General features: G+C 58.7%; 11 protein-coding genes and 1 pseudogene. 7 read left to right on the forward strand and 5 right to left on the reverse strand.

Going from position 1 to position 16,960, the window contains the following annotated elements:
• Positions 1-271 precede the first annotated feature (271 nt).
• Entirely contained in the window at positions 272-1,138 is an 867-nt protein-coding gene (locus IVB27_RS15925; RefSeq protein WP_247444406.1) for an electron transfer flavoprotein subunit beta/FixA family protein, read from the forward strand.
• Positions 1,139-1,619: 481 nt separating this feature from the next.
• On the opposite strand, the gene IVB27_RS15930 is transcribed toward IVB27_RS15925, so the two are convergent.
• The 4 genes from IVB27_RS15930 to gmd all read right to left on the reverse strand — a co-directional run bounded on the left by IVB27_RS15930 (position 1,620) and on the right by gmd (position 8,036).
• Positions 1,620-2,969 carry an MFS transporter gene (locus tag IVB27_RS15930; RefSeq protein WP_247340037.1) on the reverse strand — a complete coding sequence of 450 codons (1,350 nt, stop codon included), beginning with the start codon at positions 2,967-2,969 and terminating at the stop codon, positions 1,620-1,622.
• A 978-nt stretch (positions 2,970-3,947) separates the two neighbouring features.
• Positions 3,948-5,774, reverse strand: coding sequence for a glutamine--fructose-6-phosphate transaminase (isomerizing) (gene glmS, locus IVB27_RS15935; protein ID WP_247340039.1), 1,827 nt, complete (start codon positions 5,772-5,774; stop codon positions 3,948-3,950).
• Between the two features lie 218 nt (positions 5,775-5,992).
• Positions 5,993-6,970 (reverse strand): GDP-L-fucose synthase, encoded by a 978-nt coding sequence (fcl, locus tag IVB27_RS15940; RefSeq protein WP_276001279.1) that lies wholly within the window; start codon positions 6,968-6,970, stop codon positions 5,993-5,995.
• Positions 6,951-8,036: a GDP-mannose 4,6-dehydratase gene (gmd, locus tag IVB27_RS15945; RefSeq protein WP_247337061.1), complete on the reverse strand. Its 1,086-nt coding sequence runs from the start codon at positions 8,034-8,036 to the stop codon at positions 6,951-6,953. The genes fcl and gmd overlap by 20 nt, the downstream gene beginning before the upstream one ends.
• Before the next feature lie 238 nt (positions 8,037-8,274).
• On the opposite strand from gmd, the gene IVB27_RS15950 reads away from it, so the two are divergent.
• Positions 8,275-8,856, forward strand: a complete 582-nt coding sequence (locus tag IVB27_RS15950) for a hypothetical protein (protein ID WP_247444407.1) — start codon at positions 8,275-8,277, stop codon at positions 8,854-8,856.
• A 1,971-nt stretch (positions 8,857-10,827) separates the two neighbouring features.
• On the opposite strand, the gene IVB27_RS15955 is transcribed toward IVB27_RS15950, so the two are convergent.
• The gene (locus IVB27_RS15955) at positions 10,828-11,049 is read right to left on the reverse strand and encodes a hypothetical protein (protein ID WP_157642944.1); all 222 of its coding nucleotides are present in this window, start codon (positions 11,047-11,049) and stop codon (positions 10,828-10,830) included.
• A gap of 1,906 nt (positions 11,050-12,955) precedes the next feature.
• Between IVB27_RS15955 and IVB27_RS43615 the strand changes: the two genes are divergently transcribed.
• The 5 genes and pseudogenes from IVB27_RS43615 to bioD all read left to right on the forward strand — a co-directional run bounded on the left by IVB27_RS43615 (position 12,956) and on the right by bioD (position 16,948).
• Positions 12,956-13,375: a DUF7694 domain-containing protein gene (locus tag IVB27_RS43615; RefSeq protein WP_524536486.1), complete on the forward strand. Its 420-nt coding sequence runs from the start codon at positions 12,956-12,958 to the stop codon at positions 13,373-13,375.
• A gap of 439 nt (positions 13,376-13,814) precedes the next feature.
• Positions 13,815-14,799: pseudogene (gene bioB, locus IVB27_RS15960) on the forward strand (biotin synthase BioB).
• A 50-nt stretch (positions 14,800-14,849) separates the two neighbouring features.
• The gene (gene panD / locus IVB27_RS15965) at positions 14,850-15,203 is read left to right on the forward strand and encodes an aspartate 1-decarboxylase (protein ID WP_247400744.1); all 354 of its coding nucleotides are present in this window, start codon (positions 14,850-14,852) and stop codon (positions 15,201-15,203) included.
• Positions 15,204-15,290: 87 nt separating this feature from the next.
• Entirely contained in the window at positions 15,291-16,439 is a 1,149-nt protein-coding gene (locus tag IVB27_RS15970) for an 8-amino-7-oxononanoate synthase (protein ID WP_247400747.1), read from the forward strand.
• Entirely contained in the window at positions 16,436-16,948 is a 513-nt protein-coding gene (gene bioD / locus IVB27_RS15975; protein WP_247444408.1) for an ATP-dependent dethiobiotin synthetase BioD, read from the forward strand. Before IVB27_RS15970 ends, bioD begins: the two co-directional genes overlap by 4 nt.
• Positions 16,949-16,960: the final 12 nt, after the last annotated feature.

Here is a 16,960-nt window from a genome sequence, read left to right on the forward strand (position 1 = left end):
GCGTCAGCCGCGTGCTGGTCATCGTCTGCTTGCAATGTATTCGCCCTATGAGAAATGATTAGGTGTCGAACCAGCGCAAGATCGCGGCCGGGCCGTTTATGGCGCGACTCAGATGAGAGAGATCACGTCCCGCTTTACGCAGCTCGTCGCAGTCCCAACGGTCTCACCGTCAATCGCCAGCCGTTGCATTCCTCTCTCATCGGCGAAGTGCCTGGGGTGGTATGACAGTTGCTATTCGTGGGGAGCCTGCTCAACATCTTAGGAGAAGCATATGCACAGCATCGTCTGCATCAAACAGGTCCCCGACTCCGCACAAATCCGCGTGCATCCTGTCACGAATACGATCATGCGGCAGGGCGTGCCGACGATCATCAACCCATATGATCTGTTCGCACTGGAAGCTGCGCTCGAGCTACGAGACAAGTTCGGCGGTGAAATCACTGTTTTGACAATGGGGCCGCCGTCGGCCGAAGAATCTCTCCGAAAGGCGCTGACATTCGGTGCCGATCGTGCTGTCCTGCTCACCGATCGTAGTTTCGCAGGCTCTGATACGCTGGCGACGAGTTACGCTCTGGCGTGCGCGATTCGCAATATCGGGAAGGAATATGGCCCACCAGACGTCATATTCACTGGCAAGCAGACTATCGACGGCGATACGGCGCAGGTGGGACCTGGCATTGCAAAGAGGCTCGGGGTCCAGCAGCTTACGTATGTTTCAACAATCAAAGCGTTGGACTTCAAAGCACGCACGATTGATGTGGAACGGCGCTGCGAAGGAGGAGTCCAAGTGCTGCGTTCCAACCTTCCTTGTCTCATCAGCATGTTAGAGGCAAGCAATCAAATTCGCCGCGGTGCAATGATCGACGCCCTGCGTGCGGCCCGTGCCTCCATCGTAAAATGGAGCGCTCAAACTGCCGGCGTGGATGACATGGCCAAATGCGGTCTGAGGGGGTCGCCGACGGTCGTCAAGCGTGTCTTCGCGCCCTCCGCACGAGCGGAGAAGGCGACGTGGGTGGAAGCGGCCGAGCAGCCGGCGCAAGCGTTGATCGACGCCATGTTCAAGCGCAACCCTGCGCTCGAGACGGAGCTCGCGCAGCTTGCGCGCGGTACCTCATCCGCCCAAACTAGCGGTGCGTGAAGTCGCCGCTGATCGAGCGGAGCCAGCGACAGCCCGGGTCGTGGTCATGCATTGGCCCGACGCTCGGTGTACCAGGCACGATTCAGGCTTTTCGACCGCTCGCTAAGAATTGGCGAGCTGCGATACACCGGTTCTTCCTATGCGAGCCGTATCGGGACGAGCCGTCGCTGGTGCTGAGTGGGAATGGCTGAGCACTACCGCAACGCTCGATTCGTTCTGTGGTCGAGCGGCGCGATGATAATGCTCGTACTTTGCGGTTACGTGAAAAACGAGCAGAGCTCGCGCGAGGGAGATACATCCCTCGCGCGAGCTCCACGTGCGCTGCCATGCAAACTTAACGGGCACGTCTTGAGGCTGCATGAATTCCGCAGTGGCCCGCGGCCGGCAGAGTGGCACGCGGACTACCGAGATCACCGCAAGGACCGCCACGCACCCCGCTCAGTTCAGTCTTGGACGTGAAGGTCCCCCCGTGGGCGGGCTGCTAACGTGTGGTAAATTGCGCGCTTACGGCCCGGTTAGACCCCTCGGGTCGCGACAGCTTCGCAACTCTGTTGGTGTTTCCTGGATAAATCCTGAGCGCGGCGATAATGCCGAGCAAAGCTGCAAACATCAACCAGAAACCCGGCGAAGCCTTGTCGTCGGTCCGATCGATCAGCCAAGTCGATGCCAGCGGCGTAAAGGTACCAAAGAGAGCTGCGGCGAGTGCGAAGGCTAAAGAAAAGCAGGTTGTACGAACGTGCTTCGGCACGATTTCGACCAAAGCGCCCAACATGGCGCCGCTGTAGGTGCCAAAGTAGAACGAGAACATCATCTCCACTAGCAGCATCTTGCCAAAGCTTGGGTCGGTCACAAGCCAAGACAACGCCGGGTATACAGTCACCAAGGCGAGGCCGGCAATGGTCAGCAAGACCGGCTTCCGACCGATTCTGTCAGAGATCGCGCCGCCAATTGGGTTCCAGATGAAGTTCGTCACGGCGACCAAAAGCGTCACCAAGAGCGTGTTCTGCGAGGACAGCTGCAATACGTGCTTGCCGAACGTAGGCGTGTACACTGTGACGAAATAGAAGGTCGTGGTCGTCAGCATTGCGATCATCATGCCAAGAATGACAATGCGCCAGTTCGCAACTGTGGAGGCAAAGACCTCGCGGGCCGTTGGGTGGGTCTTCATGACGAGAAACTCCGGAGTTTCCTCCAGCGTCCGGCGCAGGAAGAAGATAAGCGGAACGATCAAGCAGCCAAGGAAGAATGGGATCCGCCAGCCCCAGGCGGCAACCATTTCGGCCGGAAGTGCTTCGCTCAAAAAATATCCGATAAGAGCCGCGACAAAGATCGCAACCTGCTGGCTCGAGGACTGAAACGATGTGTAAAAGCCGCGGTTACCCGGAGTGGCAATCTCGGAGAGGTAGACGGAAACGCCGCCAACCTCAACGCCGGCAGAAAAGCCCTGCAACAGCCGTCCGAACAGCACGATCGCGGGTGCGGCAATGCCGATCGTTGCATAGCCGGGACAAAAGGCGATGATGACGGTGCCAATAGCCATAATCGAAAGCGTGATGATCAGGCCTTGCCGACGGCCAATCTGGTCAATATAGGCTCCAAGCACAATCGCGCCAACAGGTCGCATCAAAGCCCCCAGCCAGAACACACCGAAGGTGTTAAGCAGTGAAGCGGTTTCGCTTCCTGATGGAAAGAACGCGTTGCCGATGGCACTGGCATAGAACCCGAACAAGAAGAAGTCGAACTGCTCGAGGAAGTTGCCGCTCGTCGCACGTAAGATGGCGCCAATGCGCGGTTTGGCCTTTGACGCTTGCGCGATGGACGCTGGTGACATGGCGAGTTTCCTCTCGGTTTGAAATGGCCGGTTCCGGAGAAAATCTCACGCCAGCCGAGTGCAGTTTCATGGCCGCGAATCTGCCATCAGGGCACTATCGACCAACCCGTAAGCGCCTGACGTTTCCGGCATATTTTCGGCAATTGCCGCAAACTCGCACAGTTTTTCGGGCGTTATTCCGCTCGCGTCGCAGGAGTGACTCTCAACCTATTGAAACCTCGGGCAATTCTCGGTGGAAAGGTTGTTGTCTGTGGCGTGGCCGAATTCCTCATTGAGCGCACCGACATGCAATGAAAAGCAAGGACGAGATGCATGGCATACGAGCGGCAGGGAAGAGCTGCCGTGAGATGTCTGCTAGAACAGCTCGCGAGCCTGCGATTGGAGCCGAGGTGCGTTAGCATCTCACCCGATGTCCAGCGATTTGGCCTCGAGTTGCTCAACTTAACCTGAGGTTTACGGAAAAGATTTGGTGAGCGTGCTGGTGATCGAGCCCGTCCGATAGCGCCGATCGCCATGCTCGGGCAAGTGCCACGTTGTCCCTCGAAGCGAGGCGCGCCTCGTACTTCGAGGGGCGCTGCGGTCCTAATGCGGTCCAAAACCCGCGCTGAGGGGGAGGATCACAGCGGGCCTCCTCAGCGATAATGGGCTTAATCGAACAGCTTCATCTGGCTTCCACGTCGTATTAGAAACCTGGATGTTTGTCACGAATTATGACCAGGTCCAAGCAATCGGAATGTCGTGATAAGCCCTGCGCGACTGCTTGCTTGCCGGAGGCAAGGCCACGCCAGCCTCGCAACCTGATTGGCCGTAAATTTTGCACATGAGGCTCAGCCTCCGTAAGCGAGGGCTATGAACCGCCGCGAAACCATGCGGTGGCATCGGGCCAGGAGCTGGGCGGCACATCGTAATTCGATCTGACCGAGGCTTGTGCGCATTCGGAATCTGACCGCGACAAAATCCAGGTCGCATCACCTTGCCTTATTCGACAGTTACCGATTTCGCGAGATTTCGGGGTTGGTCGACGTCCGTGCCCATCAGGATGGCCGTGTGGTAGGCCAGAAGCTGCACCGGAATCGCATAAACAATCGACGTAAACGTCGTATCCATCTCCGGCAGCACAATCGTCGCGAGTGAATCCATGGATACCTCTGCGGCTCCCCGAGCGTCCGTTATCAAGATAATCTTGCCGCCGCGTGCGGCGACCTCCTGCATGTTCGAGATGGTTTTTTCGAACACCCGGTCGCAGGGAGCAATGACGATTACGGGAACGCTCTCGTCGATTAAGGCGATCGGGCCGTGCTTGAGCTCTCCGGCCGCATAGCCCTCGGCGTGAATATAGGAGATCTCCTTCAGCTTCAGTGCCCCCTCCAGGGCCAATGGAAACGACGTGCCGCGACCAAGATATAGCACGTCACGCGATTTGGCGATGTCGCGTGCGAGCTTCTCGATCTGCGGCTCGCCGGCAAGCGCCGCGGTAACCAGCCGTGGAATTTCGATCAGCGCCCGCACGAGATCGACCTCGTCGCTCTCCGGCAATTCACCGCGCGCCTTGCCAGCAGCAACCGCAAGCGCCGCAAGGACGACCAGCTGGCATGTGAACGCCTTGGTCGAGGCAACGCCGATTTCAGGTCCGGCGAGCGTCTGCAACACTGTCCCGCTTTCGCGCGCAATGGTCGAACTCAGTACGTTCACGACAGAGAGGGTATGCAGGCCTTGCGATTTGGCATAGCGGAGCGCGGCCAGCGTATCGGCCGTCTCGCCGGACTGCGAGATGAAGATAGCAAGATCTCCCTTGCGCATCGGCGCCTCACGGTACCGAAATTCGGATGCGACATCGAGCTCGACCGGAATACGAGCCAGCCGCTCGAACCAGTACTTGCCGACATGGCCGGCGTAGCCTGCCGTACCGCAAGCCGTGATCGAGATATGTCCGATCTCGTTGAAGTCGAACGGAAGCTCCTGCGGCAGTGCCACGCTCTCGGTGGCGATATCGACGTAACGCGCCAGCGTCTGCCCGATCACCTCTGGCTGTTCGTGGATTTCCTTCGCCATGAAGTGGCGGTAGTTTGCTTTGTCGACGAGAACCGACGACGCGCCAGATTTCATCACCTCCCGGCGGACAACTGTGCCTTGTGCGTCGTAGACCACGCTGAAGTTGCGGTTGAGCACAGCCCAATCGCCGTCCTCAAGGTAGGTGATCAAGCCGGTAAGGGGCGCGAGCGCGATAGCATCCGATCCGAGATACATTTCGCCTTCTCCATGTCCGATCGCAAGTGGTGAGCCCTTGCGCGCACCGATCATGAGGTCGTGTTGACCCTTGAACAGGATTGCAAGCGCAAACGCGCCGACTAGCCGCGGCAGCGACGCTTTTACGGCCTCCTGCGGCGAGCAGCCATCTTTCAGATAAAAGTCGATGAGATGCGTCACCACCTCGGTGTCTGTTTCAGAGGCGAAACAGGCGCCATGCTGTTTTAGCTCCGCTCGCAGCTCGCGGAAGTTCTCAATTATGCCGTTATGGACGACTGCAACATTGTCCGTTGCATGGGGATGAGCATTGTGCTCCGTCGGCTTGCCGTGAGTAGCCCAGCGCGTGTGCCCAATCCCGACATGGCCTGAGAGCGGATGACAGCGAACGCGTGTCTCAAGGTTCCTCAGCTTGCCCTCGGCGCGTCGAAGCTCGATATGGTTTCCTTTGAGCGTTCCGATACCCGCTGAGTCATAGCCACGATATTCCAGTCGCTTCAGTGAATCGATCAGACGATCCGCGACCGGACCGCGCCCCAAGATGCCGACAATTCCGCACATTTAGTCAGTTTACCTCAAGTTCAAAACAGAGCGTCCCGCAAGGCGCGCCTGACCAATTCGCTCGCTTTAGTTATCCGCCAGTCTAGCCGTGCCTGCCCTCCATCGGGCACGCGGCACCCGGAGGTGCTCGAACTCCAAGAAAACGTGGAGCCCTGTCGAATTCGCCGGGAGATCCTAAAGCAACTGTCTGGCAATCGCACAATGAGCGCCGTCAGCAGTTAGCAGCTGCATGAGGCTCTCGTTTTGTCCGATGTACCCGATACGGCCAAGAAGGCCCGGTAGGTCTGGCGCATTCCATCTACAAGCCATGTCCTCGCGCGCCAGCCGAGGCTTGCGAGACGGCTGACGTCGAGCAGCTTGCGCGGCGTGCCATCGGGGCGCGACGTGTCGAAGGCAATCTCGCCGCTGTAGCCGACGACCTCGGCGACGACACGGGCGAACTCGGCGATGGTGATGTCCTCGCCTGTGCCGATATTGATCAGCTCCGGTCCCGAATAGCTCTTCATCAGGTGCACGCAGGCATCCGCCATGTCGTCAACATAAAGGAACTCGCGCCGTGGCGTGCCGGTGCCCCACACGGCGACACTCTTTGCGCCCGCGACCTTCGCCTCGTGGAAGCGGCGGATCAGCGCGGCAACGACATGGCTCAATTCGGGATGATAATTGTCGCCGGGGCCGTAGAGATTGGTGGGCATCACGCTGATGAAGTCGCTGCCATACTGGCTGCGATAGGCTTCCGCCATCTTGATGCCGGCGATCTTGGCGATCGCATAGGGCTCGTTGGTCGGCTCCAGCGGGCCTGATAGCACCGAATTCTCGCGCAGCGGCTGTGGGGCTAGCTTCGGATAGATGCAGGACGAGCCCAAAAACATCAGCTTTTCGGCGCCGTTTTGATGCGCGGCCTGGATCACGTTCGCGGCAATCGTGATGTTGTCGTAGATGAACTCGGCCCGCAGCGTGTCGTTGGCGACGATGCCGCCGACTTTTGCGGCGGCGAGGAAGATCACATGCGGCCGCGTTTTCGCGAACCATTCGAACACGGCCGTCTGGTTGCAGAGATCGACCTCGCGCCGGTCGACCGTGACGAGCTGCACGTCCTCCCGCGCGAGCCGGCGCGCAATCGCGCTGCCGACCATACCGCGATGGCCGGCGACGTAGACGCTTTTGCCCTTCAGCTCAAACGGTGCGCTTGCCATGGGCCGCCTCCCGTTTTGCTTCCGCCAGATCGCTTGCCATCATCTCCTCGACGAGCTGGGCGAACGTGTGCTTCGGCTTCCAGCCGAGCACCTGATGCGCCTTGCTGGCGTCGCCGACGAGGAGATCGACCTCGGTGGGGCGGAAATAGGTCGGATCGATCTTCACCACCGTCTTGCCGCTCGTCTCATCGACGCCGGTCTCCTCAACCCCTGCTCCACGCCATGCAATGCGGCGGCCGAGCTGGGCGAACGATAGCTCGACCATCTCGCGCACCGAGTGCATCTCGCCGGTGGCGAGCACGAAATCGTCGGGCTTGTCGGCTTGCAGGATCTTGTGCATGCCCTCGACGTAATCGCGCGCGTGGCCCCAGTCGCGCTTGGCTTCGAGATTGCCGAGATAGAGCGTCTCCTCCAGCCCGACCTCGATACGGGCGACAGCGCGCGTGATCTTGCGGGTCACAAATGTCTCGCCGCGGATCGGGCTCTCGTGGTTGAACAGGATGCCGTTGCTGGCGAACATGCCATAGGCTTCGCGGTAGTTCACCGTGATCCAGTAGCCGTAGAGTTTTGCCACGCCGTAGGGCGAGCGCGGATAGAACGGCGTGGTCTCCTTCTGCGGGATCTCCCGGACGAGGCCGTAGAGCTCGGAGGTCGAGGCCTGGTAGAACCGCGTCTCCTTCACCATGCCGAGGATGCGGATCGCTTCCAGCAGCCGCAGCACGCCGATCCCATCGGCATTGGCGGTGTATTCGGGACTCTCGAAGCTGACCGCGACGTGGCTTTGGGCGGCCAGATTGTAGATCTCGGTCGGCCGGATCTGCTGCACCAGCTGGATCAGATTGGTCGAGTCCGTCATGTCGCCGTAGTGCATCAGGAACGGCACGTCCCCGAGATGCGGGTCCTGGTAGAGATGGTCGACCCGCGCAGTGTTGAACGAGGACGAGCGCCGCTTGATGCCGTGCACGACATAGCCGAGCGACAGCAGATATTCGGCCAGATAGGCGCCGTCCTGTCCAGTCACGCCGGTGATTAGGGCGACCCGCCGTTTGCTCTCTTGGTTTGACAAATCGTTGCTCTGCGCAGGCTAATGTCGGTCCCCGATCGACGACGTCAATCGCGTCTGGCCTCTTCGAAATGCGGAAGCGTCACGCTCTCGAACGGCCGAGTTCTGGATTCTGTATAGGCATTGCATCAAGCGCTCAACTGTACGGAGGTAACCTTCCACATCGAAAGGGTTTTGAAGGACTATACGAAAGTTTGTAGTCCGGAAGATTCCGTTCGGCCTTCGTCAGGCGTTTCTCGGCGTGGGCGCGACCAATGAAATTGCGGCGCGGATGGGAGGTAAGCAGACCCGTTTGGCCGAGAAGCGTTCCACAGTCCGTTCGTGGTCAACTCGCACGTTGAGCCAGCGAGTTTCCCTCATTTCGTGTCATTGCCTAAGAGTTTTCCAATCTTGCTGTTCATCCAGTGCAACCGCGAGCAAGCCGGCCAAACAAAGCATTGAAATTCGTTCTCTGTCGCGCAGTACTTATCATCGTCGATCATTTCTGGACAATCAAGTTGGTGATCTGGCAAGCAAAAGTGAAGGCGCGCATACTGCCTCCGTGCTGTTTGAGTTCACAGAAAAACGCTGGATGAATGAGGCCAGTGCTATATGGGACCTCAAGGGGGTTATCGCGACGATTAGTGTGCCCTGCGCCCCCGAAGAGCGAATTCAGTCGCGAAAGGCATCTGGCGGTTCATTGCTCGCGAGTGGCCAAGGAATCAACAACAATGGTGCGTTTAGCGGGCGGACGATATGGCTCACAAGGTCAGTGCTCGGTTCGGCGACCATTCCGCCGGGGGTGTTTTCCGCGCTCGCAAGCATGTCTTCGGGCCGGCCGTAGTATGACCAGGCAAAGCCCGCTTGTGGGTGAATTAAGCCGCCTCGAGCACGTGCCGCTGCCATTGAAACTGGCGGTTTGCTGGTCCCGAGCGCCCCTTCTCTTGTCGGCAAAGTCCGGTTCTTGAGCAAGCATTCTGCGGATACCAGCCTGAGCTGACGGATCAACTGCGTTCTACCTCGGCAGAAAAAAGTCGGATGAGCTGCTCGCGGAGAGTGGATAGGTCGACCCGGGCCATTAAACCAAGTGCCCCCGCTCGAATGCGCCGAAAGCAGCGTAAGCTTTAGAGGCGCGTCTCGAAATGGATGGCCGGCTTATCGGGTTCGAACGCGGTGTTGCCCTCAATCAAGGTGCCGAGATCAATCTTCAGTCCCTCGCGGGTATAAACTTCCACATCATCTATTCCAAGGCGCTCACATGAGCTTCTCAATACTCGCTCGTCAGGTCTTGATGGGCCTCATTGCCGGATCGGCGTTCGGCTCTTGGGCAATCGTCAGGCCTGCACCTCGAGCAGATCCAGCTCGCGGTTCACTCTTGCTCCCGCGATGACCGCTACCCATGCCTAGCACTTGCGCGGCCTCGTCTCGGATTACTGTTGTTCATCTAGTCTGCTTTCGTTCAACGAGGCTGCGTCCGTCCGACCATGGCATGACGTGCATTCGGGAATGGTGATAAGCGCACCACGATGACAGCTTTTGGCGAGGCCCCGTCACAACGGGGGCGCCGCACATATACGCGGCTCCCGGATCGCCATTCTTGAAACCAACAATGGCCCGGCATTGGCCCTCACAGTGATCGACGAGCAAGACCCTGTTGGATCTATCGGGTCCTCTCACATGACCGCTCCGGGATACCGCATCAATCTCGCCGCGGCTGGTTTGGAACTCAGTACCCGCAAACGTATTTGGCAGCCTCCCAGGCTGGATTGGTCCTTCTTACATGTGGGCGATCTTGTCTTCATAGGGCCGGCGATTGCGTGGACAGGACAGAAAGTGCGTTCTTCGGCTGAGCGCGATCCTCAGCCGCTTTGGCAGAAGACCTCTCATCGCAAGCGGTCGGCCTGCTCCGCTGGAAGCAGCCGAACATTGGTGCTCCCTAGCTGTGCACTCTACAATCTGACGCTACGTATGATTCAATCCCCCTCCGAGCTTATCGCGTGAATATGTCGAACCCTTATTCGTTTGCCAGGAGCCAGCCGCAAGACGAGCAGGGCGGGAGGCGCTTCACCAAGGCAGTGGCTTTGGATATCAATCGTCTGCGGAAGGCGCAGCTCAGGTCCGCTCGAGTGTGCGCGCATAGCTACCCCCAGCTGTGAGACTGCTCGTCGGCGGCCACGAGTGATCAAGCAAATCAATCAAGCTTACTTGAATGTGTGGATAGGAGGTGCCTTGGCGACGGAATCGATCGGCCATGGCTGGAAGCTCTGGCGAGTCTGTGCAAATTGGCTTTGTCTATCCAGCCGAGCTCTCCCGCTGTCACCATCGTAATGGGGCTGCTTCCCGGGAGTTGTCGGTGCCGCGGCGGCTGAGCAGAATTGGAAACGAGATTAATCGGCAGCGCGTTAACCTGGTCAAAGAGCCAAACTCCCGTCAGGTAACCCAACAGTGACTTCGCCGTTCTAGATAACCTTGAACTATGGACGACCTCGAAAGGCTTCGTCAGCTGCAGGCCACGCCGGGTTGATCATCGCGGGTTCGATATTTGTGGGAAGATTTGCCGAGCGTCACGTTGGAAGCCTAAGCGGTACTCAGCCCTGGTCCCATTGAGAGCATCGCGGCTCGAGTCCAGATTGGCGCGTTTGCTACAATCGTGTTGGTATTGAAGACTTGCTACGCCGACTACTCCAGGTCGGCCGGGGGAAAAACAGCGGTTTTGCAGGCAATCAAATGGCTGTTGGAACGAGCGGCGCAGTTGGCCATGCTCTCTGATGGATGGGCGGGGCCTTGTAGCGGGCGCCGATCGGCGTCCTCCCATTCATCTTGAGGCGCGAGCGATTGTTAGGCCGGCATTCTCCAGCACATCCAAAATCGTTTCAGCAACCGCCCGCGGATCTCGCTCGTCCTCTTTGCTAACGTTACAGGCCAAGGTAGCTGCGATGATCGCGTGCGCTGTTTTGCGCTGGAGGCAATCGTATTCGGCATACTCACCGCAAGTATTGCAGTTGATCACTGGTCGGCCGCTCCAGGGATCGTGCATTGCGATCTCGCACCAGTTATCTGTGTGACATTTCGGACAGAGCATAGATCGAGATTTCCTTGTGGTCTGACCTCGCGCGCTCCAAGGCCATCAGTTGAACGGCCGCTTGCTAGCCAAAGCTGTAGAAGTCATTGCTACTCCGAAGGCCGTGTTGCCCGTCTTTGGATACGAAAAACGTCATGGACGCGGCGGCGGAGGCAATCCAGGCACCCGAGGGCGGCTTCGGCATGAGCGACCAGTCGACGCATCTCTGGCGAGAATGCTGGCAACGGTGTATGCCTGGAGCTACCTGTTTTGGCGTAAGCAAGCTATTGCAGGTTCGCCGCGGCCGCATCACGGCTACGTAAGATGAGTATGGCCTCCAACTTCCATTCCACTCTGAGCTGCGAGGCCCCGATCTCCAGACGTCGACCTTCTGCGTGAGCACTCTGTCAAATCGGGCAACCGCAACGCGAGGATGCTGCTGCATCTTAGAATCCGGTTCCCCTCCTGGCTTCGTCGCCACACGTGCAATGATTCGCCGAGGCGACTTCACTGCGGCGCCAGGGACAAGGCGGGCGTTCTGCAATCTGGGCGCCAAATGACACACTCGAAATTGTGTCGCCCGGAAGCTGTTCTACGGCCAACCACGCTCGCCAGCTGTAAGAGACCCTACAATCTGACGCTACGTACGATTCAAGCCCTAATGTCTAGAGTCGCGCATTCGCGCCCTTTGCCGCGCTTGCTGCGAGCGGGTTGTCGCATCTCAGACATCAACAGAGCGGTCGGCAGATAACGGCAAATGAGGTGCTTTTGCGAAAGCCAACCTACGGGATCTTACGTAGGGCATGTGTCGCATTTTCTTGATCTAAAAATTGCATCGTCTTCCGCATGAAGGAAAAAAAGCTGTTCTCAGACGCCAAACATTGGAGAAGCCGTGCTGAAGCGACCCGAAGAAAAGCGGAGTCGCTCGAGGACGACACATCCAGATGCAGGCTCCTCAAGGTCGCTGAAGAATATGATAAGCTGGCTCGCCTCGCGGAGGGGCGGCAAAGAAATGAGCTTGACGGGCAGTTCTGATCGCCACCGGGCGGACGGTTGCACCGATCGTCAACGCCTTGTGACCCCGGCGCGGGTGTCTCTCCGTTGGAGCTCACAGCCCGTTAGCTGAACTGCGAAACTGCGTCATGCCGTAAGGCCAATGAGCTAGGCTGCTGAACGAGTGCGGTCCGCGCGTCCGAGCCTCTGACCATGAATCCATTCTGAGTCGCGGGGCCGGCCACATAGATGACGCATTGACGGTGTCTCAGGCGGCAAGCCGGCTAACCGCTAGACATGAGAAGGATGAGATGAAAGCCCACCGTCAGGTCGTCGAATCAAAGCCTCTCGCTCGATGAACTGGCGAGGCATTGGCGTCGCGCTTTGCATCATGTGCTGAAGCCAGGACTTTTGTTTGGGTGACAAAGTAGCCGGTTCGCCGGATCATGCCACGCGAATTGGCTTCCGCCGCCATTTTGGCGTGAGGCGTTTCAGTCGAATTCTGGCACCTTGCACCAAGCACTGCTGAGCTCAACGCCATACATTGCGGACATGTTCAGGCGAAGAGGCGAGCAGAAGCTCCTGCTGGAACGGCTTGCCAAGACGGGCCATCATAGATCTCTGCGCAGATTGTCTGCATGAGGCCGGGTTCGCAACGAAGGCGCGAATGACAAGAAAATTGAAGAGACGATCAGATGTCGAAAGACAAACCCAAGAGAACTCCCCGGTGAACGATGCGGATAGAACCGATGTTCTTCATCCAAGTAGGTTCGGTGCAGATGATCAGCGGTAGCTGGGGCTGCCCATGCCGGGGTGCCAGCCGTTCGATGTGCGACTCGGACAAGACGAGTGGTGCCGGATGCAACTCTATCGGCCAAAAGGAGGACGCATGAGGAGGCACAGTGTAGAAAGACTGGAAGCGGGGCGCGTTCGCGAGGGCCAATTCGCCACTGCACCAGGGTCTGGCCCTTCTGGTCTCTTCTTCGTGCAGGGGCCTTGTGGCTGCCAACTCAAGATCATCGGCTTGATCCGTCCGGGATGGGAGCATGTCTCAGTGTCGACGCCACGGCGATCTCCAAACTGGGAGGAGATGTGCCTCGCTAAAGATATGTTTTGGGATGAAGAGGAATGCGTGATGCAGCTGCATCCTCCTCATTCGCAGTATGTGAACAATAGTCGCTATTGCCTGCATCTCTGGAGGCCGACCCGTCAGGTCATTCCGATGCCTCCGGCAGCCTTCGTGGGCATCGTCGGGCTCGGGCCGTCTGAAGCGGCAACTCTGTTTGCGCAGATGAGTGCGACACCTTAGCGGATCTCGCCCCGCCGATGCCAAGTCGGGCGGTGGCGACATAATCGAGAGTCCCGCGGAGTTGCTCACCACAGCGCTCGCAGAGTCGGCTCGTCGAGGCCGCCGTTTATTGTGCGGAATGTGACGCGCATAACAACACCATTGAGGATTCAGCCAGGTGAGCAGATCCGTCGCTCCGTTATACAAGGCGCGCGGCCAAATACATTTGCATCGGAAGAGGCTCCTACGGGGCGCAACTACCGGACGCACCGCCTAGCTACCTGAGTGAGGCGCGCCTGCGGGGAAATCCGGCATGAGGGGGCGGCGATTAGCCTGATATGAGCGCCATGCCCGCGCAACTCGGCGATATTTCTCGTTCAATACAGGGCAAGAGTGTTGCTTTGCGGAGCTACGCACGACCTTGTCGTCTGTACGATCGAGCGAAAATCTTGGGGGTGCTGTGGAAGTCGAAGGCAATAGCGGCCGCAACGGCGCGCCGGTCCGCCGCGACTGGGAACGTGCCGAGGCGGAAGGGGTTTACGTGCAGCCAATTGCCGAGCTCCTATTTCAGGCCCAGACCGTTCATCGCGGTAATTTTGACCCAAACCACGTCGAAACCGCAAGCCTAACTCAGCATCAAGACCGGCGGCTGTCCTGAAGACTGCGCCTACTGCGCACAGAGCGTGCATTGCGACACTGGCCTGAAGGCGACTCGCTTGATGGATCGCGCTGATGTGGTCGCCACCGCGCAGCGCGCCAAGGCGGCCGGGGCGAGTCGCTTCTGCATGGCCGCGGCGTGGCGCAGTCCAAAGGACCGCGACCTCGATAAGGTCTGCGACATGATTGCCGCCGTTAAACGTGTTGGGATGGAGACGTGCGTAACGCTCGGCATGCTCACGCCAAAGCAAGCCGCACGGCTCGCCGACGCCGGCCTCGACTTCTACAATCATCACGTGGACACTTCACCGGAGTTCTACCGCAGCATCATCACTACCCGGGCCTTGCAAGATCGGATCGACACTCTTACGCGTGTGCGCGAGGTGGGGGTCAAAGTCTGCTGCGGCGGCATTATTGGCATAGGTGAGCACGTCGATGACCGTCTCGGCATGCTGGTACTACTCGCCAATCTTCCCAACCATCCGGAAAGTGTACCGATCAACCTGTGGAACGAGGTGAATGGGGTGCCGGTGAAGGTCACGGCGGAGCGTCCCAATCCGATTGCACTGGTGCGCCTGGTGGCGACCGCGCGGATCATGATGCCCAAGAGCGTCGTACGATTGGCCGCCGGGCGCCAGTACATGAGTGATGAACTCCAAGCCCTATGTTTCTTGGCGGGTGCGAACTCCATCATTTTCGGCGATGTGTTGCTGACTACCAAAAACCCGCAACTTGACGGTGATGTAAGTTTGTTAGCACGGCTCGGCATTACGTCTGGACTCGCTTAAGCCATCAGAACAACGGCGCGCTGCGCGCAAGCCACTAGCGTAGGTAAGAAATGCAGATTGTCTTGATGAAGGGAAAGATTCATTGCGCCTCGGTAACTGAATCCGACCTGCACTTTGGAGGCTCGATCTCGATTGATCGCGCACTTTTGGACGCGGCCGGCATCCTGATTAACGAACGCGTCGAACTCTACAACCTCGAGACGGGGGCACGCTTTGCAACGATTGTGACAGAAGCGCCGCAAGGGTCCGGCACGGTAGACGTGAACGGTGCGGCGGCGCGATTGGCGATGCCCGGCGATAGGATAAGCATCGTTGCATACGCCTCAGTTGACGAGGGGGAGGCAAGAATCTTCAGGCCGCGCATTGTGCTGGTTGACCGACAAAATCGCATCGTGCCGATTTGAATCCAACAAGCTAACCGCCGTAAAGACCCCGTCGTTGGCGGCCAGTTGGGAGTTTTGGGGCGTCGATCCTTGCTCAGCGAGTGAAGAATGAATTCCATCATTGCGGGTAAAGCCGCCAGCTATGCGGCAGGCTTAGATGCGCTCAAACACGAGAAGCGGAGTCTCAAGCCGCGCACCGGGATTGACTTTTCATCCAACGATTATCTGGCCCTGGCGAGCGCGCCGCGCATGAAAAAAGCGATCGTCACCGCGCTTGAAGCCGGTACTCCGATCGGAGCCGGCGGATCACGGCTTCTGCGCGGCAACTGCGAGGAGCACGAATGCCTCGAAGCAGCAGCGGCGCGGTTCTTCGGCGCGCAGACCGCGCTCTTCTTCGGCGGTGGTTATGTGGCAAATTTTGCGGTGCTGACAACGTTGCCGCAACGGGATGACCTGCTCGTCCTTGATTCCCTGGTTCACGCCAGCATTCACGAAGGAGCACGAGCTGGCCGAGCCGCGTTTCGAATCACCGCCCATAACGACCCGCAGTTTATCGTAAGCGCAATTTGCGACTGGCGTGCCGCGGGCGGAGCGGGGCAGGTCTGGATCGTAGTCGAGAGCCTCTACAGCATGGATGGCGATTTCGCACCGCTTGAGGACCTGCTCGCGATCGCGGACCGGCACGATGCGTTCTTGGTTGTGGATGAAGCTCATGCCACCGGCGTTTACGGCGAGCAGGGGCGAGGGCTCACAGGGCCGTTTGAAGGACGCGAAAATCTCCTGGTTATTCATACCTGCGGCAAGGCGCTGGGAGCTGCCGGCGCGCTTGTCACCGCCTCTGGCGTGCTGCGCGACTTCATAATCAATCGCTGTCGCCCGTTTATCTTCGCGACCGCCCCCTCGCCGTTAATGGCGGTGGCCGTACGGGAGGCTCTGTTGATCCTGCAGGAGGAACCGGAGCGCCGACAGCGGCTGGCGAAGCTTGTCGCGTTCACGCATCAGGAGATGGTTGCGCGAGGCGAGAGAAGTCCTTCGAACTTGCAGATCCTGCCCTACATCGTTGGCGAGAATGCCCGCGCCATGAGGCTAGCGTCCGCGCTACAGGCTCGCGGATTTGACATCCGAGGAATCAGACCGCTAACGGTGCCGGCCGGCACGGCCCGTTTACGAATTTCACTGACGCTCAACGTCGGAGAGGATGAGGTGCGTGCGATGCTCGATGCCCTCGCTGAGGAGACGAGGGGCGGATCTCGATGAGGCAGCGGATCGTGGTGACCGGCACAGATACAGGGATCGGCAAATCTGTCTTTTCGGCAGGCCTTGCCCATCTTCTCGGCGCGAATTATTGGAAACCAATTCAGGCCGGTGTTGAAGGAGAGACCGATAGCGAGCAGGTCGCACGACTGAGCGGTCTTCCGGCCGATCGGATCGTTCCGGAGCGTTACCGCCTTAAAACGTCCGCCTCGCCGCACCATGCCGCCGAAATAGACGGAATTCGCATCGACCCCGATTCGCTCGTCCTGCCGCATACCGGGGAGCGACCGCTCGTCATCGAAGGCGCTGGCGGGCTGATGGTGCCGCTGAATTCTAGCAGTCTGCTGAAAAACCTTGAAATGGAGAATTTTCATTTTTCCGCCGGTCGTTTTTGGAACGGCGCGGTAGAGTTGGATGTAATTTCTAGCTTGTTATTGAGTGTGCCCCGGCGCGGGGTGGCTATGCGGCGAGCAGTTTTGGAATTCGGATCAGGTTATAGGCGATCAGATTAAGCAGGAAGTCGG

It is taken from the genome of Bradyrhizobium sp. 197 (assembly GCF_023073375.1).
In the GTDB taxonomy this organism is placed as follows: Bacteria; Pseudomonadota; Alphaproteobacteria; order Rhizobiales; family Xanthobacteraceae; genus Bradyrhizobium.